The organism is Rhodanobacteraceae bacterium (assembly GCA_024234055.1).
In the GTDB taxonomy this organism is placed as follows: Bacteria; Pseudomonadota; Gammaproteobacteria; order Xanthomonadales; family SZUA-5; genus JADKFD01.
The window spans coordinates 478,058-503,301 of sequence record JACKOW010000002.1 but is presented as its reverse complement, the minus strand read 5'-3'; the positions used below and the strand labels follow the sequence as shown (position 1 = coordinate 503,301).

15 protein-coding genes are annotated in these 25,244 nt (G+C 64.3%); 10 read left to right on the top strand and 5 right to left on the bottom strand.

Annotated elements, in window-relative coordinates; all coding sequences use genetic code 11:
* Positions 1-137 precede the first annotated feature (137 nt).
* Positions 138-941 (bottom strand): cadmium carbonic anhydrase, encoded by an 804-nt coding sequence (locus H7A19_06350; protein MCP5474446.1) that lies wholly within the window; start codon positions 939-941, stop codon positions 138-140.
* Positions 942-1,248: 307 nt separating this feature from the next.
* On the opposite strand from H7A19_06350, the gene H7A19_06345 reads away from it, so the two are divergent.
* Positions 1,249-3,708: a hypothetical protein gene (locus tag H7A19_06345; GenBank protein ID MCP5474445.1), complete on the top strand. Its 2,460-nt coding sequence runs from the start codon at positions 1,249-1,251 to the stop codon at positions 3,706-3,708.
* 542 nt (positions 3,709-4,250) lie between these two features.
* Here H7A19_06345 and H7A19_06340 read toward each other — a convergent pair.
* Positions 4,251-7,010: a hypothetical protein gene (locus H7A19_06340; GenBank protein ID MCP5474444.1), complete on the bottom strand. Its 2,760-nt coding sequence runs from the start codon at positions 7,008-7,010 to the stop codon at positions 4,251-4,253.
* Between the two features lie 274 nt (positions 7,011-7,284).
* On the opposite strand from H7A19_06340, the gene H7A19_06335 reads away from it, so the two are divergent.
* The 7 genes from H7A19_06335 (at position 7,285) to H7A19_06305 (ending at position 20,768) form a co-directional block, all read left to right on the top strand.
* Positions 7,285-7,962, top strand: coding sequence for an ABC transporter ATP-binding protein (locus H7A19_06335; protein ID MCP5474443.1), 678 nt, complete (start codon positions 7,285-7,287; stop codon positions 7,960-7,962).
* 187 nt (positions 7,963-8,149) lie between these two features.
* The gene (locus tag H7A19_06330; GenBank protein MCP5474442.1) at positions 8,150-10,015 is read left to right on the top strand and encodes an HlyD family efflux transporter periplasmic adaptor subunit; all 1,866 of its coding nucleotides are present in this window, start codon (positions 8,150-8,152) and stop codon (positions 10,013-10,015) included.
* Complete coding sequence (locus H7A19_06325) at positions 10,012-11,220, top strand: hypothetical protein (protein ID MCP5474441.1); 1,209 nt, start codon at positions 10,012-10,014, stop codon at positions 11,218-11,220. Before H7A19_06330 ends, H7A19_06325 begins: the two co-directional genes overlap by 4 nt.
* Complete coding sequence (locus H7A19_06320; protein MCP5474440.1) at positions 11,217-12,443, top strand: ABC transporter permease; 1,227 nt, start codon at positions 11,217-11,219, stop codon at positions 12,441-12,443. Before H7A19_06325 ends, H7A19_06320 begins: the two co-directional genes overlap by 4 nt.
* A gap of 268 nt (positions 12,444-12,711) precedes the next feature.
* Positions 12,712-14,520 (top strand): hypothetical protein, encoded by a 1,809-nt coding sequence (locus H7A19_06315; protein ID MCP5474439.1) that lies wholly within the window; start codon positions 12,712-12,714, stop codon positions 14,518-14,520.
* Positions 14,517-14,999 carry a hypothetical protein gene (locus H7A19_06310; GenBank protein ID MCP5474438.1) on the top strand — a complete coding sequence of 161 codons (483 nt, stop codon included), beginning with the start codon at positions 14,517-14,519 and terminating at the stop codon, positions 14,997-14,999. The genes H7A19_06315 and H7A19_06310 overlap by 4 nt, the downstream gene beginning before the upstream one ends.
* A 531-nt stretch (positions 15,000-15,530) precedes the next feature.
* The gene (locus tag H7A19_06305; GenBank protein MCP5474437.1) at positions 15,531-20,768 is read left to right on the top strand and encodes a hypothetical protein; all 5,238 of its coding nucleotides are present in this window, start codon (positions 15,531-15,533) and stop codon (positions 20,766-20,768) included.
* A 57-nt stretch (positions 20,769-20,825) separates the two neighbouring features.
* Here the strand turns inward: H7A19_06305 and H7A19_06300 are convergent, their stop codons facing one another.
* Positions 20,826-21,503, bottom strand: a complete 678-nt coding sequence (locus H7A19_06300) for a GNAT family N-acetyltransferase (protein ID MCP5474436.1) — start codon at positions 21,501-21,503, stop codon at positions 20,826-20,828.
* Between the two features lie 216 nt (positions 21,504-21,719).
* Between H7A19_06300 and H7A19_06295 the strand changes: the two genes are divergently transcribed.
* Positions 21,720-22,013 carry a hypothetical protein gene (locus H7A19_06295; GenBank protein MCP5474435.1) on the top strand — a complete coding sequence of 98 codons (294 nt, stop codon included), beginning with the start codon at positions 21,720-21,722 and terminating at the stop codon, positions 22,011-22,013.
* 68 nt (positions 22,014-22,081) lie between these two features.
* On the opposite strand, the gene H7A19_06290 is transcribed toward H7A19_06295, so the two are convergent.
* Together H7A19_06290 and H7A19_06285 are read right to left on the bottom strand one after the other, a co-directional pair.
* The gene (locus tag H7A19_06290) at positions 22,082-23,368 is read right to left on the bottom strand and encodes a PD40 domain-containing protein (GenBank protein ID MCP5474434.1); all 1,287 of its coding nucleotides are present in this window, start codon (positions 23,366-23,368) and stop codon (positions 22,082-22,084) included.
* A gap of 217 nt (positions 23,369-23,585) precedes the next feature.
* Positions 23,586-24,416 (bottom strand): calcium-binding protein, encoded by an 831-nt coding sequence (locus H7A19_06285; protein ID MCP5474433.1) that lies wholly within the window; start codon positions 24,414-24,416, stop codon positions 23,586-23,588.
* Positions 24,417-24,531: 115 nt separating this feature from the next.
* Between H7A19_06285 and H7A19_06280 the strand changes: the two genes are divergently transcribed.
* Positions 24,532-24,957: an MAPEG family protein gene (locus H7A19_06280; GenBank protein ID MCP5474432.1), complete on the top strand. Its 426-nt coding sequence runs from the start codon at positions 24,532-24,534 to the stop codon at positions 24,955-24,957.
* Positions 24,958-25,244: the final 287 nt, after the last annotated feature.

Below are 25,244 nucleotides of genomic sequence, written 5' to 3'. Positions count from 1 at the left end.
CCCGTGGGCAGTTTCAGGCCGAAACAGGTGGCTCGCAATGACGCGTGATGACGAACCTTCGGGTGTCGTGGAGTGGCGGCCGCCCCGGCCTACAGCTATGTCGGCAGGCTTCGGCCGGACCCGCTGCAACTCCCGGCTTACTTGATCTCCGACAGCAGACTCGGCTCGGTGACCAGCGCGCGCACGCCGTGGGCGTGGTCCTCGTCAAACGCATTGCTCTCGCACCAGCGGCCGACGCTGTTGATGTCCAGCTTGGCGCACATCGGACGCACGCTCCACGAGACCTGCAGCGGTGAACACACCGATTCGTTGTACTTTGGCCCGGTGGTGGAGCCCAGGAACTGCACCGGGCTGCCGGTGCCCTGGGGCAGTGCCTTGGCCTGGTGGTAACCGTTGACGATGGTATTGCCGTAGTCGAAATCGTTGAAGTTCATCGCCGAGGCGTCGTTGACCAGCGTGAACACCTGGGTTTCCACCCGCAGTTGCGGGTTTGCGCAGCTGTCCGACAGACAAGCCCCCAGGGTGGCGCCGGGTTTGACCTCGCAGGAGGAATAGACCCAGTGTACTTCGATGGTGTCACCCGGCTTCAGGCCATGGCAAATCTTTCCGGTCGGTTGCGCCAGTTCCGCGGCCGACAAGGACGTGCTCATGTTGCAGCGATAGCCGCCGCCCACACCGTTGTCGCCAGGGCCGGCGTAGATTGAAAAATCCTTGGCCTTGTGCTCAGCATTCTGATGAAAATGCACATTGCACAGATTCAGATTCGGGTAGTCCGGCGCCATCGAGAACAGGCGCTGGTTGCTGCCGCCGGTTTGATCGATGTCTCGCGGCGTCTGTGGGCCGAAGCCGGTGCAGATTGCCCCGTCAACGCTGGCTGCGGGCGCAGACTGCTCTGCCACCGTGGCAGCGGGCCGGGTCGGCGCAGTGCTGCACGCGCCCATCACCAGCGCGGCGGCCAGTAGGGTCATGGTTCGACAGGAATATCGAGTCATTGTCATTGCTCTCCTCGCGCCTCGGATCTCGAGGCCTTGATTGGCCAACATGGCGAATATGGACCGGTGTATCCCAGTGGCGGGAAATTGACGAAGGACTTGTTTCGGTTTTGTGTGTATGGAGTGGTGCTTGTGTGAAAACATCGAAAAGAACGCGTGAGAGGTCGAAATCCGATGGCTCAGATGACTATTTTGGCGTTGACACGGGCGATCGGCCGCGGCTTGAATAAGACTGCTCACCATCCCCGGGATTGTCATGAAATTGCGCTCGCTGTCAATTTTCTCGATCACGCTCACCGCCATGGTCTTCACTGCCGGCGTGGATGCTCAAGTGGTTCCGGATGATGAACCGGATGCGCCGGTAGCCGCTCTGCGCGGCCGTGGCATCGACAAGGAACAGTATCTGCTTGAACGCGCCCGGCAGATCGGCGCCATGCGTGGCGTCGAGGAGGGCAAGGCCATAGATCCGAAATGGCGCGTGCAGGCCGTCCGCAGCCTGGACGCGCAGATGCGCAGCGTGAGCGGTGGGCCGACCTGGACCGAGGTGGGTCCCATGCCCATTCCCAACGGTCAGACAGTCGGCACCACCACGCCGGTCTCCGGCCGCGTGATTTCGATTGCCATCCATCCCAGCAATCCCGACATCGTGTTTGTTGGTACGGCCAGCGGCGGGCTCTATCGCTCCAGCAACGGCGGCACCTCCTGGGTGCCGTTGATGGACAACGCCCTTAGCCTGTCGATCGGTGCGCTGGCGATTCCGGCGACGCAGCCGAACACGCTGTACGTCGGCACTGGCGAACACAACTTCTCTCTGGACAGTTTCTTCGGCGTTGGCGTGTACCGGATCACCAATTCCACTTCGGCCAATCCGACGATTTCCGGGCCCTTCAACCTTGACGGCAGCGCTCAGGATGTCTTCACCGGGCGCGGCATCAGTGAGATCCAGGTGCATCCGAGCAATCCGGACATCATTTTCGTGGCCACCACGTCCGGCGTCGCCGGCATTGGCGCCGCCGCCAATCCAACCCTGCCGTCCAGAGGCGTCTACCGATCGGTCAACGCCACATCGGCCAATCCGGTGTTCGAGAAACTCACCGGACTGGCCGGAAACGCGAATTCGAGCGTGCGCGACATCGTGCTCGATCCGGGGAATCCCGATCTGCTGATCGCAGGCGTGGTGGCCTCGGGCGGTGTCGGCGGTCTCTACACCTCGACCAATGCGCTCTCCGCGAGCCCGACCTTCACCCAGACGCAAGTCTTTCCCGGCTCGGGGACCAGTGATCTGACCTCCGAATTCGCCATCGGCCGCGTCTCCGGCAACCCCAACCCGGTGATCTACGCCGGCGTCGGCGACGGCGGCGGTCGGGTGCTGATCAGCAATGACAACGGTGCCACCTGGACCCAGCAGATCGACAACAATTTCTGCACGCCGCAGTGCTTCTACAACATTGCCATCGAGGTCGATCCAGTCGATCCCACCCGCGTCTACATCGGCGGTGCGCCGTCCACGCCTTTCGCCATTTCCACCAACAGCGGCACCTCGTTCGCGAACAGTGACAACGGTCTGCACGTGGATTCACACGTCATCGCCGTGTCCCAGTCGGATCCCAACGTGGTCTATTTCGGTTCGGATGGCGGGATCTACCGGTCGAACAACAAGGGCGTGAACTGGACACCGCTCAACAACAGCAGCTTCAGTGCCACCCAGTTCATGAGCATTGCCACGCATCCCACCGACACCGAGCTGATGATCGGCGGTACTCAGGACAACGGCACCAACCAGAAGCAGAGCAATGGTTCCTGGCTGCGGGTGGATGGCGGCGACGGCGGCTTTACCGGTATTGACCAGACTGCCGCCGACAGCGTCAACGTGCGCATGTACCACACCTATTTCAACGCCGGGAACCTTCAGGGTTATGCCACCCGTTCCACGGTCAGCTCGTCCTGGGGATTTGTCGGCTGCCAGTCCACGAACGCGACCGGCAACGGCATCACCTGCAACGGCTCGATCCTGTTCTATGCGCCGCTGGTGCTCGGCCCTGGCTCGCCCAATACCGTCTACTACGGTAGCGACCGACTGTATCGATCGGCCGACGCCGGCAGCAACCACACCGTGGTCAGTCAGAACCCGATTCGCTCCGGTGTTCCGATCTCGGCCATCGCCATTGCTGCCAATGACGACAATCTGCGCGTGGTCGGTCTGCGAGATGGCGGTTTGTACCGCACGCTCACCGGAGCGACGACACTGGAGGAGTTCGACACCGGCAATGCCATTCCCAACCAGTACATCGGCCGGATTGCCGTTGATGCCAACGACAACAACGTGGTCTACGTGGCGCTGTCCGGGTTCGCCGGAGCTGGCCAGAATGTCTGGAAGTCCAGCAATTTCCTGTCCGCCACGCCCACCTTCAGCGCCGCCGCCAGCGGAATCCCCAATGTGCCGGTCAACGCCCTGCTGATTGATCCCGCCGACTCCGCCACCGTCTATGCGGGTACTGACATCGGCGTCTATCGCAGCACGGACAGCGGCGCCACCTGGAGCCCGCTGGGCAGCGGTCTGCCGCGTGTACCGGTCTTCGGTCTGGCTTTCAACGGCCCGAGCAATCCGGGCGGTCGCGGGCCGCTTCGCGCTGCCACCCACGGTCGCGGCATCTGGGAAATCAATCTCACCGTGGCTGGGCCCAATATCTTTGCGGATGGATTCGAAGGCCCCTGAGCACGTTGATTCGAGTTGGCGACCGTGGACCGTCGCCAACTCCAGCGCGCCTTGAAGGACTGCGCCGATCAGGTAGGCGGCGCGTACTCGTGGAGCCTGCCGGGTCAAGCTCGTGACATGCATGCCGTCGGAGCCGCGGTGCCCTCGCCATTGGCCATGAACCCCGGCGTCATTGCGAGCCACCTGTTTCGGCCTGAAACTGCGCACGGGCCATGAACCACAAGCTGCCTGTAGGAGCGCCCTTGCGGCGCGACCGCCAAGCCTCACGTTCGAAGCAGCCGTCGCGCCGCAAGGGCGCTCCTACAAATCAACAAATCAAATCAACAATTTGCGACATGCGTTCATGGAGAGCCACCTGTGCCCACGAGCGATGAGACCTCTTGCGCGTAGCCCGTTGTGCCGCGTAGCGGCTCAGCGGGGCTCTTTGGCGTCACCGCCCGGTGAGAGCGCCGCTCGCGCCGCGGGCTACCACAGGCGGCCTTTTGCTCGTCTTGGAGTGGCCCAAACGCCCCGGCTTACGTGTGCATCCTCGACCCGCGGGCCTATTCCATTCCCCACTCGAACAGGCTGTCGCCGCTGAGGTCGACCGTCATCAGCTCGTTGTCGGCCTTGGGGTGGCGGGCTGCGAACACGGCTCGGGTTCCGGCAATCATGAATGGGAACGTACCGTCCGATAGCCCGGATTCGGGGCCAGCGATGGTCACGGCCGGATAGTAATTGCCGCCTGACCACAACACAGGCTCGACGCCTTCTTCCAGCCCCAGATGGGCAGCAAAAAGGATGCCGATGCCGGGGACCACCGTCAGGACATCGGGCCTGGCGCTGGCTGGTCCGGGACGGAGGGCCTGGGCCACCCTGTGCGTTCCCGGCACGGTGCCGTCGCTTTCCCAGAGTTCCAGGCCTTCGGCATCGTCGTGGAAGGGGAAATACACTTTGTCCTCGAAGAGCACCGGAGCGGCGCTGAAATAGGCCAATGACGGGCGCTGCGCTGTCGCCAGCACCTGCGCGCCGGTGGCATCGATCCGGAATACCGCCGCGATTCCCTCTCCGGGCTGGCCATCCAAGCGGTTGAGTACCAGGATGCCGAAACTGCCGGCACTGGCATAGCTCGGATAGATCTGCGCAGAGTCCGGATTCGGCAGCACACTGAGATCGGAGATCTGTTGCGTGCCAGCGGGGGTGCCGTCGGTCATCCACAACGCATAGGGCGCTTTGGTCAGAATCAGCGCGCGCTGACCGTCCATGGCGATGGGCACCGGCGTTGAGGATCCACTGCCTGGATTAAGGTCGGCCAGCATGGCGGCCGAGCGTGACTGGATGTCATAGACCCAGGGCTCGGTCCCCAGCATGGGCAAGACGCAGGGAAACACGATGCGGTCGCCCACCAGAATAATCCTGTCCCGACTGTCGAAATTGCTGGGATCAGCCTCGGCACAACCGGTGTTTCTGACCTCCGAGCCCGACGCCGTGCCATCCGTCACCAGAAGGCGTACCGTGGTGTCGCTCTGGCGAGCGCCGGCGATCAATCCGCCGCCGTAGGGGAAAGCCAGCCCGAGCACGGTGTCGGCAATGCCGGGGTTCAGGTCTCCCAGCGAACGCGTGGTTTCGGTTTGGGCATCGTAGTACCAGGGTTCGGTGCCGGCGACCGGCAGTTGCACCGAGATCAGCCCGCCGGTTGCGGTGACCGGTCGCAGCGTGGGTTGGTTCGTCAGCGCTGCGGGCAGCAGTGGCCGCAATGGCCTCCAGAGCCCGGGCCGGGCTCCACCGAAGATCGTTTCGTATCCTGATCCCATGAGCGCTCCAGCCACGATGTTCTGGCCGAAGGCACCGCTCAGACCGGCGTTGCTTGAACTGTCACCCCGGGTTTCCATCACCACATGATTCTGTGCCGGATTCCCGTTGCTGAAGAGCAGACCAGAAGGACTGGTTCGAAGCAGCTGACCGTTCGGCACGGGAGTGGCGACCGGGCCAGCGAGTGGACTTCCCAAAATGGTGCCGGCCGCCAATATCTCAGTTCCCGCAAAGCTTCCGTCGGTCTGGTAGACATGCGTCGATGTGCCATCGCCAGCCTGGAACACAACTCGCACACCGCTCAGCGCGGGAAAATCCATCGGACCCTCAATCGAGGATACGAAACTCTGCCCGCCCCCCGGCACTCGCCAGACTTCTTCAGTGCCAGCCGGCGTGCCATCCGTGCGCATCATGACCACCGCAGAGCTGGATAGCCTCGCGCTGAACAGCAGCGTGCCATTGGCCATGACGGCATGCCCGTCGTCGTAGCGGGAATCCTCGATACCCGGATTGAGATCGCCGAGCGAGGTGGCTGTGATGCCATCGACGGCCAGCGGCTCCATGCCGGTCGATGCATCGCGGCGCCAGGCAACCAGGCGTCCGTTCACCTCAGCGACCAGCGCCAGATCGGCCGAAGTGGCGACCTCGGTGTTGGCAATGGCAACGAGGGTTTCGGTCGCCACATCGAGCCGGTAGATCTGGCACAAGTTGGTCATCGGACACGCGGCAAACCAGGCTGTGCCATTGGCCCCGACCCGGAAATCATAGGGTTCCGAGCCATCCGTGCCGGCTCTCAGTTCGGTCAACACATGGGTGCCGGCGGCGCTGCCATCGCTGATCCAGGGTTCGACGCCGGTGTTGCCGTCATTGCCGGCGAAGACAATCCGGCCACCGGAAACCACGCCGCCGCGATAGTCCACGCCCGACCCGCCGGGGTTGAGATCCCTGATCAGGGTCAAGGAGTCGCAGTCCGACACATACAGCTCGGCGCCGGAGTCCGGATGCTCCAGGCGCAGCACGGTCTGATTGCCGAGTTGGCCGAAAACCTCGAGCCAAGGGCTCGAGAATCCCCGGAATCCGGGGACCAGATCGCGCACCATCCGCGTGCCCTGAATGGTGCCGTCGCTGCACCACAGTTCCTTGCCGAAAGATCCATCGTCGGCCAGAAAGGCCGCTTGGCCATTGACGGGCACGAGGAAAGGTCCGCCGCCGAACTGCGGTCCGGGGTAGATGTCCGCCAGCCGGTAGGTGCCGGCATCGGTGCCGTCGCTGCGCCAGAGATCGCGCGTGACATACAAGCTGATGGGTACGCCGCTGCCGCCTTCCAGCACGCCGACGCTGTTGGTTCCGCTATCTTGCCGATACGCTGGCCACTCTTCGGTGCGCAGATCCGCCAGCAACTGCGGACGCAGCGGTCCGATCGGGGGCGCCGCCAGCGCCAGCGGGGCGGACAGCAGTGCGCTGAGCAACATCAGGCTCAGCAGCAGGAGTGAGCGGTGAGCGGGTGTCATGGGAATGCTTGTTGAAATTGGTAACAATTGATCATAGCCTCCTCACCTGCGTCGGTACAGGGTCGCAGCAGGTCGGCTTTGCTGCGCACCGCAATGTAAGGTAGTTCGATGTCACACGCCCGCTCTTGCGGACCACGCGACCTACGACGGCGGGTTCATCGTTCGGGCCGACATGGCTGGCGCGACCCGACGGCATGGGTCACGCGCTTGCCGGAACTTTGTCGGCGGCGTGCTATCCAAGGCCCCTTGTTCAGCCAGATGGCCTCGATCACGGATGATTGAACTCAAGTCGCTGACGCGCCGCTATCAGATGGGCAGCACCACGGTGATGGCGCTGGCGGGCATTGACCTCCGTATTGGCGCGGGTGAGTTCGTGGCCATCACCGGGCCCTCGGGTTCGGGCAAGTCCAGTCTGCTGAATCTGATCGGTTGTCTGGATCGTCCGAGCAGCGGGCACTATCTGCTGGATGGCACCGACGTGGCCACCTTGGCCGATGACCGCGTCAGCGGCTTGCGTAATCGCCAGATCGGCTTTGTCTTCCAGAGCTTCTTTCTGTTGCCGCGCTTGAGCGTGCTCGAAAACGTGCTGCTGCCATTGCGCTTTGCCGATGCCCCGGACCCGCAGGCGGAATTGCGGGCCCGGGCCTTGCTTGATCGGGTGGGCTTGAGCGAACGCCTGGGGCACCGGCCGAGCGAGTTGTCCGGTGGCCAGCAGCAGCGCGCTGCCATTGTCCGGGCGCTGATCCGGCAACCGGCGGTGCTGTTGGCTGATGAACCGACCGGCAACCTCGATTCGCGCAGTGCGGCTGATGTGCTGGGCCTGTTTGACGAACTCCATGCCGAGGGCCAGACCATCGTGCTGGTGACTCACGACGCCGAGGTCGCAGCGCGGGCGCCGCGGCATGTGCAACTGCGGGATGGATTGATCGAGAAGGATGATGCGCGTGTCTGAAATGCGTGAGCGCAGCCTTGGCGTTTGGCGATGGCTTGCCTCGCGCAAGCAACAGGGGCAGGGGGCAGGGGGCAGGGCTCCAACCTTGCCGCATGTTCGAACGACGGCGCATGGCGGGTCCCCTGCCCCCTGCCCCCTGCCCCCGCCCTTCCGTGGGAGTGGACTTGGTCCGCGATGGCTCTGGCTGATGCTCCTGCTGAGCGGCGCGGTCATGGCCGAGCCGTCCACCCGCCCGGCCGTCATCAGCGGCGAAATCCACGCCGTCGACGCGCAGCCCATCCTGACGCCGCCGTCTGATTCCTCGCCGGTGGTGTTGCGCAGTTTCGTGGCTGAAGGTCAACCGGTGCGCAAGGGCGATGTGGTGCTCAGCATCGACGGCGGTCAGGCTGCCAGCAACACCCGACAGTTCAAGTCCGAGCGCTTGCAGGCTGCGGCCAGGGCCGACAAGGAAGTGGCTGCCCTGGAGGTGGCCGCGATCGACGCCGAGCGCAAGCTCCGGATCTCCGAAGCCACCCTGGACAAGGCCAGGATCGACGCGGCGATTCCCAGGGAACATCTGGCAGCACTGGACTTCGATCGCTATCGCGGCGCCTTGCAGCAGGCCGAACGCGAGCTGGAGGTCGCGCGCAATGAATGGACCGCTGCGGTCTCAGCGGTCAACCGTCGACGCGAGGATCGCCAGATCGAGCTGGCCCAGTTCGACGAGAAGATCGCCTACTGGGAAGCGCAGGCGCACGCCTCGGAAGTGCGCGCCGAGCGCGACGGCGTGGTCGTGCATGGATTCGACAAGTGGCGCGGTAGTCGTTTCGACGAGGGTTCCTCCAGTTATCCCGGGCAACGCGTTGGCGATGTGATCGGCGCGGGTCAGGCGCGTCTGGGTGTGCGTGCCTACGCCCTGGAAGTGGACCGCCGTGCCTTCAACGTCGGCGATCCGGTGCAGCTGTATTTCGACTCGGCGCCCGGGCGTGTGCAGAGCGCGCAGATCTCGCGGATCGCCGGCGCCCCGCAGGCCAAGGCCGAATGGGGCGAGGGCCGCTATTTTCAGATCGACATCGAATTGCCGGAGAATTTCGATCTGCCGTTGCGCTCCGGCAGCAGCGTGCGCGTGGTCAAGGGCGAGACCTCGCCCACGCCGGTTGCGTTCGAGTTGGCAGCCACCCGCCGATTCGAGGGCGAGATCGTTGCGCTGGAATCCAGCGCCATCTCGCCGCCGGCCATCGAGAATCTGTGGCAGCTGACGCTGACTCAGCTGGTGCCGGATGGCAGCGTGGTGACCGAGGGCCAGGTGGTCGCCGAGTTTGATGGCAGTGATCTGATGCGGCAGCTGGCCGAGAAGCAGGGCAGTCTCAACGAGAAGCGCTCGCAGCTGGAGCGACTGCGGCTGGAACTGGCCGAACGCGAGCGCACCGAACGCATCGCCACGGCGGAGCAGGCGGCGGCGCTGGAGAAAGCCCGGCGCAAGGCCTCCCAACCCGCCACGCTGCTGTCGGCCATGGCCTATCGCAAGCTGGCGATCGAGCGGGTTCAGGCCGAAGCGGAGATGGACATCGTGACCAGACGCGAGGTTCTTGCAGCGCGGCAGCGCCAGGCCGAGCGCGAGGAACTGGAAGCCGGTGTCGATCTGCTGGAGCAGGAGGTGGCCACACTCAGCGAGGGCCTGGGGGCGCTCAGCATCAAGGCGCCGCGTGCGGGCGTGATGCTGCACCTGAGCAACTGGCAGGGCGAGAAATTCGATGTGGGTTCCAGCGTGTTCCGCGGCATGGCCGTCGCCCAGATTCCCGATCTGTCGCGGCTTGCGGTGAGCATGCAGGTGCCCGAGCGGCAGATTGAACGCGTGCAGATCGGGCAGAGAGTGCAGGTGAGTGTCGAGGGTGGGGCGGTGTCGGCGCTGTCAGGCACGGTCAGCGAGATCGGCCGGGTGGTGCGTTCGCGCTCACGCGCCAATCCCATTCCGGTGGTCGATGTGCGCATCGATCTGGATCGAATTCCGGAAGGTGCCAAGCTGAAGCCCGGGCTGCCGGTGAGAGTGGATCTGGAGGCCAAGCCGACATGAGATGTTTGCTGAAGATCGGTGTGCTGTTTGCAGTTGCGGGACTGGCCGCGTGCGCCAATAACCCCGACACGGCACCGCCGGTCGAGACCGTGGTGTCAGCGCCGCTGGAATTGCGGGTGGAAGCGCAAGGTGAGCTGCGCGCTGCCAAATCGACGCCCTTGAACGTGCCTGGCACCCAATGGGCCAGACGTCAGTTGTTGTGGATGGCGCCGGAGGGCAGCTTCGTCAAACAAGGGCAGACCATCGCCCGCTTCGCGGCGCCCCAGGGCAAGCTCGATCTGCTGGAAGCGCGCGCCAATCTGCTGCGCAATGCGCTGGCGCGGCAGGGCAAGCTGGCCGAACTGGCGACCGGATCGGCCAGGATCGATGCCGATTTGGCGCAGGTGGATACCGATCTGGGCATCGCCTCGCGCTATGCCGACGCCGACCTGGATTTCTTTGCCCGCAATGAATTGCTGGATGCGGTGCAGGATCAAGCTTTCCTTGGCGAGAAGAAGGGCTTCCTCGGCTGGAAGCGCGATCAGACCGGCGAGCGCGGTTCGGCCGAACTGGCGGTGCTGGACAGTCAGCGCGCCAGCCAGCAGCAGACGGCCCAGGTGCGCGAAGCGGATCTGGCGGCACTGGAACTGGTGGCACCGAACGATGGTGTGTTCATGCTCAGTGCCGACTGGTCGGGAGAGAAGCCGCGGGTCGGCGCAGCGCTCTGGGCCGGCAATGACTTCGGCAGCCTGCCCGATGCCAGCGAACTGGAAGTGCAGTTCGCGCTGACCCAGATTGATGCCGCTGGCGTCAAGGTGGGAGCCACGGTCGAGCTGTATCCGTTGGGCCGGCCCGATCAGACCTTCAGCTCCGAGGTCAGTTGGGTGGCGGCAGCGGCGCAGGCCATCAGTCGCCAGAACCCGATCAAATATCTGCGCATGCGCGCCAAGGTGCCCAAGGATCAGGTCGCCGCATTGGGTCTGGTGCCCGGCCAGTCGCTCGTGGCACGCATCTATGCGGTACGCACCGAGCTTGGCATTTCGGTGCCGAATATTGCGCTGCTGACCGAAGGTGGCGAGAACCAGGTCGAAATCTGGGAGGACGGCCAGCGCGTGCGCCGGCCAGTGCGCCTGGGCGAGCGCGGCCTGGCGCGCAGCCAGATCCTGGAAGGACTGGAACCCGGTGATGCCGTCATATTGACGCCGAAGAGCGAGCCCGCCGCATGAGTGTCTGGCGTGAGGCACTGGATGAACTGGGACGGCGCAAGCTGCGCACCGGACTGACCTTGCTCGGTCTGATCTTCGGCGTCGGCAGTATCGTCGCCATGCTCGGCGTTGGCGAGGGCTCGCGCCAGGAGGCGCTGTCGCTGGTGGAAGGCCTGGGTTTGCGCAATCTGATCGTGCGCGCGCTCCCCCAGGACAGCGAAGCCTTGCGCGAGGTGCGCCTGCGCAGCCTGGGTCTGACCCGGGCCGACGCCGAGGCGGCGCTGGCGGTGGTGCCCGGTGCCGAGGCCATCGCCGCCGAAAAGGAAATCCGCGCCCATCAGGTCTACAGCGATCAGGGCAGCGGTGATGTACAGGCCAGTGCGGTCTCGGCCAACTACTTTGACCTGGCCAGCCTGAAGGTGGACCAGGGTCGAGCGCTCGACAATGCCGATGAGGAGGCTCTGGCCGCGGTGGCGGTGCTCGGCTATCAAGCAGCCCGCAGCCTGTTCCCCCGGGGCGATGCGGTGGGGCAGTGGGTCAAGATCAATCACGCCTGGTTCGAGGTGGTGGGCGTACTCGCCGACCGTGATCTGGCCAAGGATCAGTTCGAAGGCGTGCAACTGGGGCTGGAGGCCAATCGCGTGTTCGTGCCGCTGGCCAGCGCTCGCGAGCGTCTGCGTTTCCAGCCAATGGAGGACGAAATCGATCGCTTCTGGTTGCGCGTGGCCGATCCTGAGCAGATCGTCGGCGGCGCCCAGGTGATGGCGGCTTTGCTCGATCAGCGTCATGGTGGCATTGCCGACTACAGCCTGATCGTGCCGGCGCAGCTGTACCGCCAGCATCAGCAGACCCAGCGCATCTTCCGGTTCGTGATGGCTGCCATCGCTGGCGTCAGCCTGCTGGTGGGCGGTATCGGCATCATGAACATCATGTTGGCCAATGTGCTTGAACGCCGTCGGGAAATCGGTCTGCTGCGCGCCATCGGCGCCCGCAAGCGCCACGTCATCGATCAGTTCCTGCGCGAAACCGCCTTGATCTGCGGTATCGGCGCCCTGCTGGGACTGGTCTTCGGCGGCCTGCTGGCCTACCTCATTGCCACCTTCGCCGGCTGGCCGGTGGCCTGGGCGCCGATCCCGGTGCTGCTGTCCGCCGTCGTCTGCGCGGCGGTGGGACTGGGTTTTGGTGTTTATCCCGCCCGCCAGGCGGCAGAGCTGGATCCGATTGCGGCGCTGCGCAGCGATTAGGCTGGTTGCTGGTTGCTGGTTGTCGGTTGTCGGTTGTCGGTTGTCGGTTGTCGGTACGAGCGCCCGGGAACCGCTGCGCGGTACCCGCGGCCTACGCAAGCGAAGAGCTCGGCTCTTGTAGCCCGAACTGCGCGCAGCGCTGTCCGGGCGGTGACGGGTCAAGGTGACCTCGGTCAAGGCGTGCGATGCGTGATCCGCAACCGCGTTCGGGGCGATCCAGATCGCGGCAGGTATGATCCGTGGCAAGCTCTTGGAGATGGACTGACGGATGCCCCTGTACTTGGCAACACCGAAGGATGCACGCCGGAAATCCTGGCGCTGGCGGTTGTTCCCGGTCGTCGCCGTGTTGTTCCTCCATGGTGGGCTGGCGCCGTTGGCGATCGCCCAGAACCCACAATCGGCGGCAGACCCATCGTGGTCAGCGAGCCGCAGCGATTATCCCTGGAACTACCCGGGCACCCTGAGCCGCAGCACCCGCGGCGCCGTGATCAGTGGCGCCTGCGCTGCGGTCGCGGCCGTGCCGCGGGTACTGATTGCCGGCGACAGCTGGGCCCAGTTCATGTGGGATGACGATGCCCACAACCAGATCTTCGATCGCTTCGGTCAGGCCGACAAGCTGGCCGTGAGCCGCTCGCTGGGCTCGAATCCGGGCGCTGGCTACAGCGGACCGGAGTACGCGGTGTCCGGCAGCGAGGCTCGCGAATGGGTCAATACGGCGAGCTATCCATGGATCGCCAATGTGGTGTCCGAGCTCAATGCACTGCCCAGCATCGACACCGTGGTCTTCAGCCTCGGCGGCAACGACGTGCTCGCCGGCAAGTCCGGCGGCGGCTGGTACAAGGACATGGATCTGGATGTGCCGGGGTCGGAAGCGGCATTGTTCCAGCGCATCCTGGCCGACAGCGGCAGCATCGTCTCGGCTTTCACCGCCGTGCGCCCGAACCTGGATGTGCTGGTGTCCAGCTACGAGTACCCGAACTTCAACGTCTCGCCGCTGTGGTGCTGGATCTATGCCTGTCCCAAGCGCAATGATCTGAGTCGTGATCCGGCCAATGCGCTGGTCACCGACACTGAATTGAACGCCCTCAATCTGGCGGTCGAATCGCGCCGCATCGCCTGGACCAACAGCCACCCGCGCCTGTATTTCGACCATGGCGTGGGCGAGATGCATCATTACTACGGCGACGGTCAGACCGCACCCGGGCTGCTGCCGCGCCCGGGTCAGCTGGCACCGGACTATCTGCCTTTTCCGGGCGGCAATCCCAACCTGCCCAGTCTGCGTGAGAATTTCCGGGTCAGCTCAGGCATTCCGGCGGATCCGATCCATCTCGATCCGGAGGGCTATCAGTACAAGGTGGCTGTGCAGGCCGAGAACTACTTTTTCCCGCGCTTTCGCGGCGACGTCTCCCTCAGCTTGAGCTCGCAGGGCGGTGTCTTCGATGGCTGGACCGATGGCGTGGCTTTGGGCAACGACAGCATCCAGGTGGGCGATGACGGCAGCCGCCTGCGCTACGGTATCGTGTCGATCGACACCAGCGCCATTCCGCCGGGCGCCGAGATCGCGTCAGCCAGTCTGTACCTGCTGCAGGAGAGTCGCAGCGGCAGCAACCCCTTCGTGAGCGGCAGCCTGGGCGCGCCGCGCGTCGATGTTGCCGCCAGTTTCGGCTCGCCCGAACTGGAGTTGACCGATGCCGCCGCACCGGCCACGGCCAGCGATGTCGGCTGTGCCATCGGCTCGGCCAACAATCCCTATGACGCGCTGCGTATTGACCTGACACCCGCCGGACTGGCGGCCATCAATCGCGGCGGCATCACCCAGTTCCGGATTGCCTTCACGCAAGTCGATCCCGGCGTGAACCGGGTGCAGTTCAAGGATGGCGATGCCGTGCTCGCCGCTGCCGAACTGCGCCAGACCACCCACTTTGTCGATGAGTTGCAGCCCGACGGAACGATTCGTCCTCGCGCGGTGATGGGCGGCGCGCTGGTGCATCGTGGGCTGGCCGAAGTGACCGGCAGTGCCAAGCCCTTTCTCGATGTACGCTACGCTGCGCCGCTGTTCCAGGATGGATTCGAATGAGCACGGGGTTCTGGTCCAGAGACCGCAACATCATGGGCGGTGCCTGCGCCCTGGTGGGCTTGGCAACCGGCGCGTGGCTGGCGTTGGGCAGCGCCGGTGACGGCTACTGGATGTTCCTGATCGCGGCGCCGCTGGCCGCATACGCCACGGCTGCCTTGTGCTGGTGGTCGTTGCTGGAGCGACCGGGCATTCATAGCCGGAAGCAGGCCGCCATCGCCGGCGCGTTGGCGGGCGTCGCTGCGCACTATCCCTGCTGGTGGTTGCTGATGCTCGGAAACTACGTGTTTTCCTTCGTGTCGACCGGGACCATCGACACCTCCGATGCTGGCCCCATCGGACCTCTGAGCGCCTTCTGGGCGGCCGCGGTGTATTCGATGTTCAGCCTGCTGTTCGTCGGTTGGGTGACCGCGCCGGCGGGTGCAGTGATCGGAGCGCTGGTGGCGCACTGGCGTCTGGAGTCGGCGGAGCGGGCCGCGTAGTCGTAGGCATGGGCCCGTCTGCAAGACTGGTGTTGGCCAATTCGGGAAGCCACCGGAGCTTTCCACGACCTGGCTAGATTTCCCAAGGCGATCGCGGACCCGCCTTGTGGAGGGCGCCGCGCCGCGGCGCCGCTTTGCCGTGACGAAGATCATACAGCGGCCGCGCCGGCGCGCGGCCCTCCTCGGAGCCATAGTCAATGGACCACTCGGCACATGCCGCCCCTGTGGGAGCGGCTTCAGCCGCGATTGCTTTTCACCACACCGCCCGGACGCGCGGTTCGGACGGCGGTTCCAACAACCAGCAAGCAGCCCTCTGCGCGCCGCGGTGCTGCGCATGGAGCCGTTGTTCTAAGGGACAGCCGCACCGGCGCAATATTTTCTTGTTGCAGGCATGTCTGGGGGCGAATTTCGCCCGGGCTTCGGGACTACACTGACGCTTCGCGGCCAGGCCTTGCTGGTCATCCAGGCTGGTACGTGATCAGGCGCTGTGCTGCCCGAAGCGAATCGGGTGCCCATACATTGGGGGTCGGTGTGAACAAGTGGATTTGTGGTTTGCTGGCGTTGTGTCTGGCAAGTGTCGCGTTTGCACAGGATGCGCTCGAAGATTCGGAGCGCGTGGCCGACAAGGGTGCGCAGTCCGAGCCCACCGCGGTTCCGCAAGCGCCGGCCCTTCCGCTGGTGAAGATCAGCGAGGCGCAGCGGGCGCTGCTGGCAGAGAAGGCCCGTGATCTCGGCGAGCGCCGATTCGGCGATCCTGATCTCGCCGAGCAGTTCTTCGTGAACAGCCGCACCGGACCGCTGATCACGCGCGGCGCCAATCGCAGCGTGGGCGTGGGCACGCTCAGTCCGCAGATGTACTTCCCGGCGCTGCAACAGATTCGCAAGATGCCACGTATTTCCAGCGCCACCGGCCAGCGGTTTTCGGCGCTGTCCGGGGCGCAGGACCCTCCGGTTGATCCCTTCGCCGGAACGCCCATCAATGCCCTGGGCACCTGGTCGAATCTGGGGCCTGCCAATCAGGGTGGACGTACCCGCGCGATCCTGATCGATCCGGGCAATCCCAACATCATGTATGCCGGCGGCGTGGCCGGCGGAGTGTGGAAGTCCACGGATGCCGGCGCCAACTGGATCACGACCACCGATCAGATGGCCAATCTCGCTGTGGTCACTCTGGCATTTGATCCGGGCAACAGCAGCGTGATCTACGCCGGTACCGGCGAGGGTTTTGGCAATGGAGACGCGGTACGCGGCGCCGGTGTCTTCAAATCGATGGATGCCGGTGTGACCTGGTCGCAGCTGGCCGCCACCAACAACTCCAATTTCAATTTCTCGAACAAGCTCCTGGTGAGCCCGCGCAACAGTCTGCGGATCTGGGTCGCGACCAGTATCGGCGTCTACCGTTCGACCGATGGCGGCACCAGCTTTTCCCAGGTGCTGAATGCCAGTAGCGTGGGCGGTTGCACCGACATGGCCATGCAGCTGCAGGGGGCGTCGGGCTTCCTGTTCGTGTCCTGCGGGCGAACCTCATCTCAGGGCACGGTCTATCGAGCCGACGACAGCGATGTCTCCACGCTCAGCAGCGTGCTCAGCCTCACCGGGCAGGGTCGAAGCTCGATTGCCATCGCGCCCTCGAACGAGAACGTTGTTTACGTGATGGCGTCGCAGCGCAATGCAGGCGGCGGTCCCGGGCAATACGGATTGCACGGCATCTATCGATCGACCACCAGCGGCGCCTCGGGCTCGTTCACTACCCAGCGTCAGGGCAATATCGCGCCAGCCAATACGACCCAGAAGATCAATCAGTTGCTGCTCAGCAATCCGGTCATTGCGCTACTCACCGAATGTGGCTTCGGAACGTCCAGCTTCTCGAACCAGGGCTGGTATGACAACGTGCTGGCTGTAGATCCAGTGGACCCCGACATCCTCTGGGCGGGCGGCATTGACCTCTGGCGCTCTGACAATGCCGGTGTGGACTGGGGCACCGCCAGCTTCTGGTGGTTCGACAAGGGTGTCGATCCCGAGTATCACCATGCAGACCAACACGCGCTGGTATTCCATCCGCAGTACAACGGCACCAGCAATCGCATTCTCTTTGCAGGCAGCGACGGTGGTGTCGAGCGCACCGACAATGCCCGCGCGCCGGTGAACACCACCCTTGCCCAGATCTGCGGTGCGCCGGTGGCGGGCGGCGCGGCCTGGGTGGATCGCAACAACGGTTATGTCACCACGCAGTTCTACGATGGCGCCGTGTATCCGGACGGGCTCACCTATTTCGGCGGTCTGCAGGACAACGGCACCCAGCGCGGTGTCTCTCCGGGCCTGAACTGGACCACGTTGCTCGGCGGTGACGGTGCCTATGCCGCAGTCGACACCCTGGGCGATGCCAATCCGGCCAACGATGTGCTGCTGGCGGCGAACACCGGAAACTCGATGAAGCGATCCACCGATGGCGGTGCCAACTTCGTGGCTGCCAATACCGGCATCACCGGATCGGGTTTTCTTTTCATTGCGCCGTTCACCATGAACGAGAGCAATCGCCAGCAGATCTGGACCGGTGGCTTCGATATCTGGCGCAGTGTCAACCAGACCAACGCCTGGTCGCGGGCGACCGGGTCCAGCAGTACCTGCGGAGCTGGATCTATCTCGGCCATCGCCACGCATCCACTCGATGGCAATCGGGTACTCATCGGCATGTCCGACGGTTGCTATCACTACAACACGGCAGCCTTGTCTGCGCCCAATTCAGGCAGCTGGCCGGGGGGTGGTTCGATCGTCAGCGGCTACATCTCCTGGATGGCCTGGGATCCAACCGACGTCAATGTCGGATATGCGACGGTTTCGGCGTTCGGCATCAACAATGTGTTCAAGACCACCAATGGCGGCGTCAGTTGGTCGCCCAGCGTCGGTAGCGGCCTCACGGCGATGCCGCAGATTCCGGCCTTGTCCGTGGTCGTCAATCCCAACAACTCCCAGCAGGTTTTTGTCGGCACGGACCTCGGTGTGTTCACGTCCATAGACGGCGGCGCCAGCTGGAATGTCGAAAATTCAGGTTTTGCCCGCACACCGGTTGAGTCCCTGAAGCTCAACCAGGCGGGGACACAGCTGTATGCCTTCACCCACGGCCGCGGCGCCTGGGTCACGTCTATCTGCAATCCTTGTAGTTACACCATTGGAGGCACGCTCAGCGGATTGGCGGCAGGTCGCACCGTGACCCTGCGCAACAACGGCGGCGACGACCTGGTGGTGTCCGCGAATGGCAGTTTCAGTTTTGCCACCGCGCTCAGCGATGGTGCCGGCTATGCGGTGACGGTGTTCGCGCAGCCGACCAATCCCAACCAGGCCTGCGTGGTCAGCAACGGCAGCGGCAACGTCGCCGGAGCCAACGTCAGCAACGTGTCGGTGGTCTGCACCACCAACACCTACACCATCGGCGGTACGCTGAGCGGGCTGGCAGCGGGTCGCAGCGTGACCTTGCGCAATAATGGCGGCAATGACCTGGTGCTCTCGGCCAACGGAGCCTTCAGCTTCACGACGCCGATCACCGATGGCAACGCCTATGCGGTGACGGTGTTCGCGCAGCCGACCAATCCCAACCAGACTTGCGTGGTGTCGAACGGCAGCGGCAATGTGGCCGGAGCCAACGTCAGCAACGTGTCGGTGGTCTGCACCACCAACACCTACACCATCGGCGGTACGCTGAGCGGGCTGGCAGCGGGTCGCAGCGTGACCTTGCGCAATAATGGCGGCAATGACCTGGTGCTCTCGGCCAACGGAGCCTTCAGCTTCACGACGCCGATCACCGATGGCAACGCCTATGCGGTGACGGTGTTCGCGCAGCCGACCAATCCCAACCAGACCTGTGTGGTGTCGAACGGCAGCGGCAATGTGGCCGGTGCCAATGTCAGCAACGTGTCGGTGGTCTGCACCACCAACACCTACACCATCGGCGGCACGTTGAGCGGGCTGGCAGCGGGTCGCAGTGTGACCCTGCGCAACAACGGGGGCGACAATCTGGTGGTGTCAGCGAATGGGGCGTTCACCTTCGCCACGCCAGTCAGTGATGGCGGTGCCTATGCCGTGACCGTGTTCGCGCAGCCGACCAATCCCAACCAGACCTGTGTGGTGAGCAACGGCAGCGGCAATGTGGCCGGAACCAATGTCAGCAACGTGGCGGTGGTCTGCACCACCAACACCTACACCATCGGTGGCACGTTGAGCGGGCTGGCGGCGGGTCGCAGCGTGACCTTGCGCAATAATGGCGGCAATGACCTGGTGCTCTCGGCCAACGGAGCCTTCAGCTTCACGACGCCGATCACCGATGGCAATGCCTATGCGGTGACGGTGTTCGCGCAGCCCACCAATCCCAACCAGACCTGCGTGGTGTCGAACGGCAGCGGCAATGTTGCCGGTGCCAATGTCAGCAACGTGTCGGTGGTCTGCACCACCAACACCTACACCATCGGTGGCACGCTGACCGGGCTGGCGGCGGGTCGCAGTGTGACCTTGCGCAACAACGGCGGCGACGATCTGGTGCTGTCGGCCAATGGATCCTTCACCTTCGCCACGGCGCTGAATGACGGATCTGCCTATGCCGTGACCGTGTTCGCGCAGCCGACCAATCCCAACCAGACCTGTGTGGTGAGCAACGGCAGCGGCAATGTGGCCGGAACCAATGTCAGCAACGTGGCGGTGGTCTGCACCACCAACACCTACACCATCGGTGGCACGTTGAGCGGGCTGGCGGCGGGTCGCAGCGTGACCTTGCGCAATAATGGCGGCAATGACCTGGTGCTCTCGGCCAACGGAGCCTTCAGCTTCACGACGCCGATCACCGATGGCAACGCCTATGCGGTAACGGTGTTCGCGCAGCCGACCAATCCCAACCAGACCTGTGTGGTGAGCAACGGCAGCGGCAATGTTGCCGGTGCCAATGTCAGCAATGTGGCGGTGGTCTGCACCACCAACACCTACACCATCGGTGGCACGCTGAGCGGGCTGGCAGCGGGTCGCAGCGTGACCTTGCGCAATAATGGCGGCAATGACCTGGTGCTCTCGGCCAACGGAGCCTTCAGCTTCACGACGCCGATCACCGATGGCAACGCCTATGCGGTGACGGTGTTCGCGCAGCCGACCAATCCCAACCAGACCTGTGTAGTCACCAACGGCAGCGGTAATGTGGCCGGGGCGAATGTCAGCAATGTCAGCGTGGTTTGCACCACCAACACCTACACCATCGGCGGCACGCTGAGCGGGCTGGCGGCGGGTCGCAGCGTGACCTTGCGCAATAATGGCGGCAATGACCTGGTGCTCTCGGCCAACGGAGCCTTCAGCTTCGCGACGCCGATCACCGATGGCAACGCCTATGCGGTGACGGTGTTCGCGCAGCCGACCAATCCCAACCAGACCTGTGTAGTCACCAACGGCAGCGGTAATGTTGCCGGGGCGAATGTCAGCAATGTCAGCGTGGTTTGCACCACCAACACCTACACCATCGGCGGCACGCTGAGCGGGCTGGCGGCGGGTGCCAGTGTCTCCTTGCAGAACAACGGGGGCGACACTCTGGCGCTGTCGGCCAATGGCGCTTTCAGCTTCGCGACGGCCCTTGCCGATGGATCCAGCTACAGCGTGACCGTGTTCGCTCAGCCGGCCGGCTCATTCCAGCAGGTCTGTCAGTTGTCCTCCGGCTCGGGCACGGTGACGGGCGCCAATGTGACGACCGTGGCGGTCACCTGCGTCAGCGAGAACCTGTTCAGCAACGGCTTCGAATAGCCTCTTCGCGGCTCGCCCTTCTCCAGCAACACGGAGGAGGGCGCGCCAGCGGGCTTCTCAACGCCTGGAGATCACTCGAACCACCACTTCGCGATAGTCGACAAATCCCATCTTCACATACAGCGCATGGGCGCCGGTGTTGGCGCTCATGACGTGCAGGAAGGGTGTCTGCCCGCGCTGCATCTGGATACGGATCAGCTTGCGCATCAGGCGACGGGCGTGTCCGCGCCCCTGGAAATCGGGGTGGGTGCAAACGCCGCTGATCTCCCTCAGTGTGCCGGCGTGCATGCGTTCGCCGGCCATGGCGATGAGTCGCGAGCCTTCGAAGTAGCCGTAATACTCGCCGAGTTCAATGGTGCGCAGGCCGAAGGGCCCGGGCTGGGTCAGTTGCGCCAGCGCCATGGCCTGTACGGCGTGTTCGACGCCGAGGGCGATGGCATCGGGCGCCTCGTCGGTCTCCGGTGTCGGCCCCTCCCAGGTCATCTTGCGCATGCGTGATTCGACATCGATCTGCCAGCCCTCCGGTGCCGTACCGGCCCAGCGCTCGACGTAGAAGTGCTCATCAGGCTCGCAATAGGGAAGCAGGTCGGGAAAATGCGGATGGTCAGGGTCGGCAAAACCGACGATCGGCGAAAAGCCGCGGGTATAGCGACGCGCTCTGCTCGTGCCGACGGAAAAGCCCTGCTGCGGGCCTGACAGCGAATTCCAGATGATGTTGTCGAGCAGGTGTTTCATCGGTCGGGGCGGAAGCCTCGGGCGCACATCTGCGAAGACTACGCCAAGCCATGCTGCGCTTCGTGCCCTGGGTGATCGATGGCGCCCGTGGGGTGGTTCCTGCCGCCTTACTGATTGGTAACCCGCCCGCCAGTTCCCGGTAAGCGCGCCTGGATCAATCTGCACTCACCGGCCAGCGAGGCTCGCCGGACCCAACAAACCCCGAGGATAGAATCCATGAGCACCAAGACCCTGAAACTCACCGCCACCCTGGCCGCACTGGCGTTGAGCGGTATGGCGATGGCTGCAACGCCGGCGCCGATGGCCAACCAGGCCCGTTGCGATCAGCTGAGCGCCCAGTTCGACAGCGCCAAGGCTGCCCACGCCACGGCACCGAATCTGGCTGCAGCGACCGCAAGTCGCGACAAGGGCGTCGCCGCCTGCAAGGCCGGTGACTTCAAGAACGGCACCCACGAGTTGAACGTCGCTCTGCATGACCTCAATGTCAAGCCCAGCGCGGTCAAGAAATAGCCGGTACCGGCTTCTCGGCAACCCCGGCGCGCGCCTACGGGCGCGCGTTGCGTTTGCGCTCTGCGTGATCAGCGTTGGACGCGCCAGACTTCGAAGCGCGTGCCGACCCGGCGGTGGAAATACAGTGAGCGCTCGTCCGGCGACAACGCCGGCGCTTCGATGTAGTCGTCCACGATCCGAACCCGCTGGGGCGCTTCGAAAGCGGCGTCATCGCGCCAGCGCGTGCTGCGGTAGATCGCGAATTCACCATTGGCGTAACGGGTGAAGTACAACTCCAGGCCGTTTCTCGACAGACAGGGCGCGTATTCAAGATCGGCGCTGTTGATCGCCGCCAGCAATTCGCTGCTGTTCGGCAGACGCGCAAAGCCGTCGCCGTCGCGCGAGGCGATCACCAGATCCGCGGCATCGGGAAAAGCCGAGCCGCTGAAGGCGCCATCGACGAAGACCAGGGTCTGGCCATCGGCACTGATCTCGGCATCGAAATTGACCTGCCCCGGGACGCCGCGACTCACCCCAGCCACCAGACTGATTCCGGTGACGCTGCCCTGATCGAAGCGGCCTTGGTACAGCGTGGATAGTGTCTGCGCATAGGACTGGGTGGATACGAAATAGAAGCGCTGCTCGTCGTCCATGCTGGCCACGCCATCCAGCGCCGGCGAATTGGCGCCGCTCACCGGGCCGCGATAGTCGAACAGGACATCGCTGACCCGCTCGGCGTATTGCAGATCGGTGTTCACCTCGGGCGCATTGGAGTTGTTGAAGAACAGATAGCGGCCATCGCGTGAGATGAAGGGCTCCATGGCGTCTTCGGTGTAGCCGCGAATGCTGACTGCCTCGGGATGGCCGAAAGCCAGATACTCGCTGCCGGCCGGCGCGGCATCGCACCGGCCCTGTTCGCGCACGCCGGCAAACTGCAGCAGCTGCGAGACCTTGGCACCATCCAGCCCGCTCAGCGTGGCCAGCCCGTGGGTGCAGTCGTCGAAGCGCAGGCTCAAGCTGCCCCAAGCCTCGACGTTGGCGAGCGGCTGGGTGAACACGCCGCCACTGCCACGAAACAGGTTGAGCGTGATGGGCACACCCAACTCCACGTTGCCGGTGAAGGTCTCGCTCACCAGCCACAATCGCTGACCCTGGGCGTCATAGCCGTACCAGGTCACTACCATCCCCGATTCCGCCACCAGCACGAAATAGCCCTCGCCATTGCTGGCCGGGTCGTACCAGGCACCGGACAAGGCCTGAGGCTGCGACAGCGGCAAGGCCGCCAGCGAGCCGGGCACAATCGCGGCACACAGGATCAACGCGCCGATGAGGTGTCTGATGGGGCTGGCCAGTGGCGATGACAAGATTCGGCTCACCGAGTCCTTCCGTCCGTTGCGCTGAACGGGATGGTTTCACAGACTGATCAGCATCGCCATCGCCATCGCCATCGCCAATGCCACTGTAGGAGCGACCTTGCGTCGCGACCCGGTTGCCATGGTTCTGGCGATGGTCCGGTCGCTCAGGCGGTCATTGCGGCTCGGGATTCCCAGGAAGGGTCGGACCTCCGGCAGCGGTCTGCCCTGCGGGCCAATGTCAAAGTGGGTTCTGGCTCTGAGCAGACTTCCCGCCGAGCAGCCTGGCGACACTGAATTCAGGCAGGACCAGGCGCAGATCGTAGGGGCCGCCCTGCTCGACCCGATGGGTGGCGCCAGAGTTGCCCGCCGCAACTGGGCCGCAGGAGCCGCGGCAGCCCCAGAACTCGCCGCTGTTGGCCTCGATGTTGACCGCCAGCGGCTTGAGGTCGGCGAGGTAGCTGGCCATCGGCTGCTGCATTTCCGGTGGGGCATAGCTGGGTCTGGCTTTCATGGCGTGGACGTTGCCGGTCAGCACCAGCAAGCGCCGGTCGGGCCGCTCCTGACGCGCCGCGCGCAGAGATTCGGCCATCATCTTGTCGCGCGAATGATGGTCGTGCTTGGTGCCCGGCGCCAGGTCGTAGGCGAGCACTGCGATGTCGCGACCCGACGCGCGGATCTGCCGGACGGCCTCGAGCAGATCGAGCATGTCCTCGCTGCGGCGGCCATCGTGCTGGTCATTCGTTACTTGCCAGTACGACGAGGCCCGCAGCGCGGCGCGCGCCGCCGCACCGCCATCGGAATCCAGAAAGCGCTCGAAGGCCGATTGTTCACTACAGGGGTACTCCAGTCCCAGGGTCAGTGCCTGATCTTCCGGCTGGGCGCGAAGGAAGTCGGCCACGAAGCGCGGAATTTCCCGCGTGCCGTGTTTCTCGCCGAGCAGCATGAATGGCGCATCGCCGCCATGCGCGTTCAACCAATCAACGGCGGACTCGGTTTGACCGCCCGCGGATTCCGCGGAACCGACATGACAAAACAGCAGCGAGAGACAGATCAACGCAATTCGGAGCATGGACCAGCACCGGCATCGGGGAAGACCTGGCTGTGAGGCTCAGGACGCAACAATTCAAGCCCGCGACCCGGCGCTTCGTGATTCAATAGGCTTCCCAGGATCTTGCGGGTGGTTGATGGGCGCCGGTCAAAACGCGATGCTGCTGCCGATCCTGACGCAGATCCTGCTGGTGCTGGTGATGTACGGCGCGCTGCAGATCGCCAAGGCGCGGGCCAGCAAGGCCGGCCTGGTCGACGACGCGCGGCGTGCCCTCAATGAAGACGCCTGGCCCGACTTCGTGCGCCAGATCAACAACAACATCCGCAACCAGTTCGAATTGCCGGTGCTGTTTCTGGTGCTGGCGCTGATCCTCTGGCGGCTGCAACCCGGTGGCCTGCTGCCGCTGGTGCTCGCCTGGGGATTCGTGGCGACGCGGGTGGTACATGCCTGGATCCACACGCACAGCAACCATGTGCCGCATCGACGACTGGCCTTCACGCTGGGTGCGGTGCTGGTGTTGCTGATGCTGCTCGATGTGCTGTGGCTGATCCTTGCCGGGTAGAGGCCGATGTCGGTTATCGCTGGCAGTGTCGGCAAGAGCGCGCTCACGCGAAGGCGCGGAGGTCGCAGAGAAAAAAGGGCGGCAGCCACTGTGCGAGCGGACTCTGTCCGCGATCAAGGCTACGGTGTGACGCAATCTTCGATCGCCGACGCAGCCGTCTCCCACAGGAAAGATTGGGCCGCGAGATCGCTCTCGAAAACAAATTGCCTTTCTTCGTGTTCTCTCTGCTTTCCCTCTGCGTCCTTCGCGTCCGGCGTTTGGTCGGTGCCGCCAAGGTTCGGGGTTTG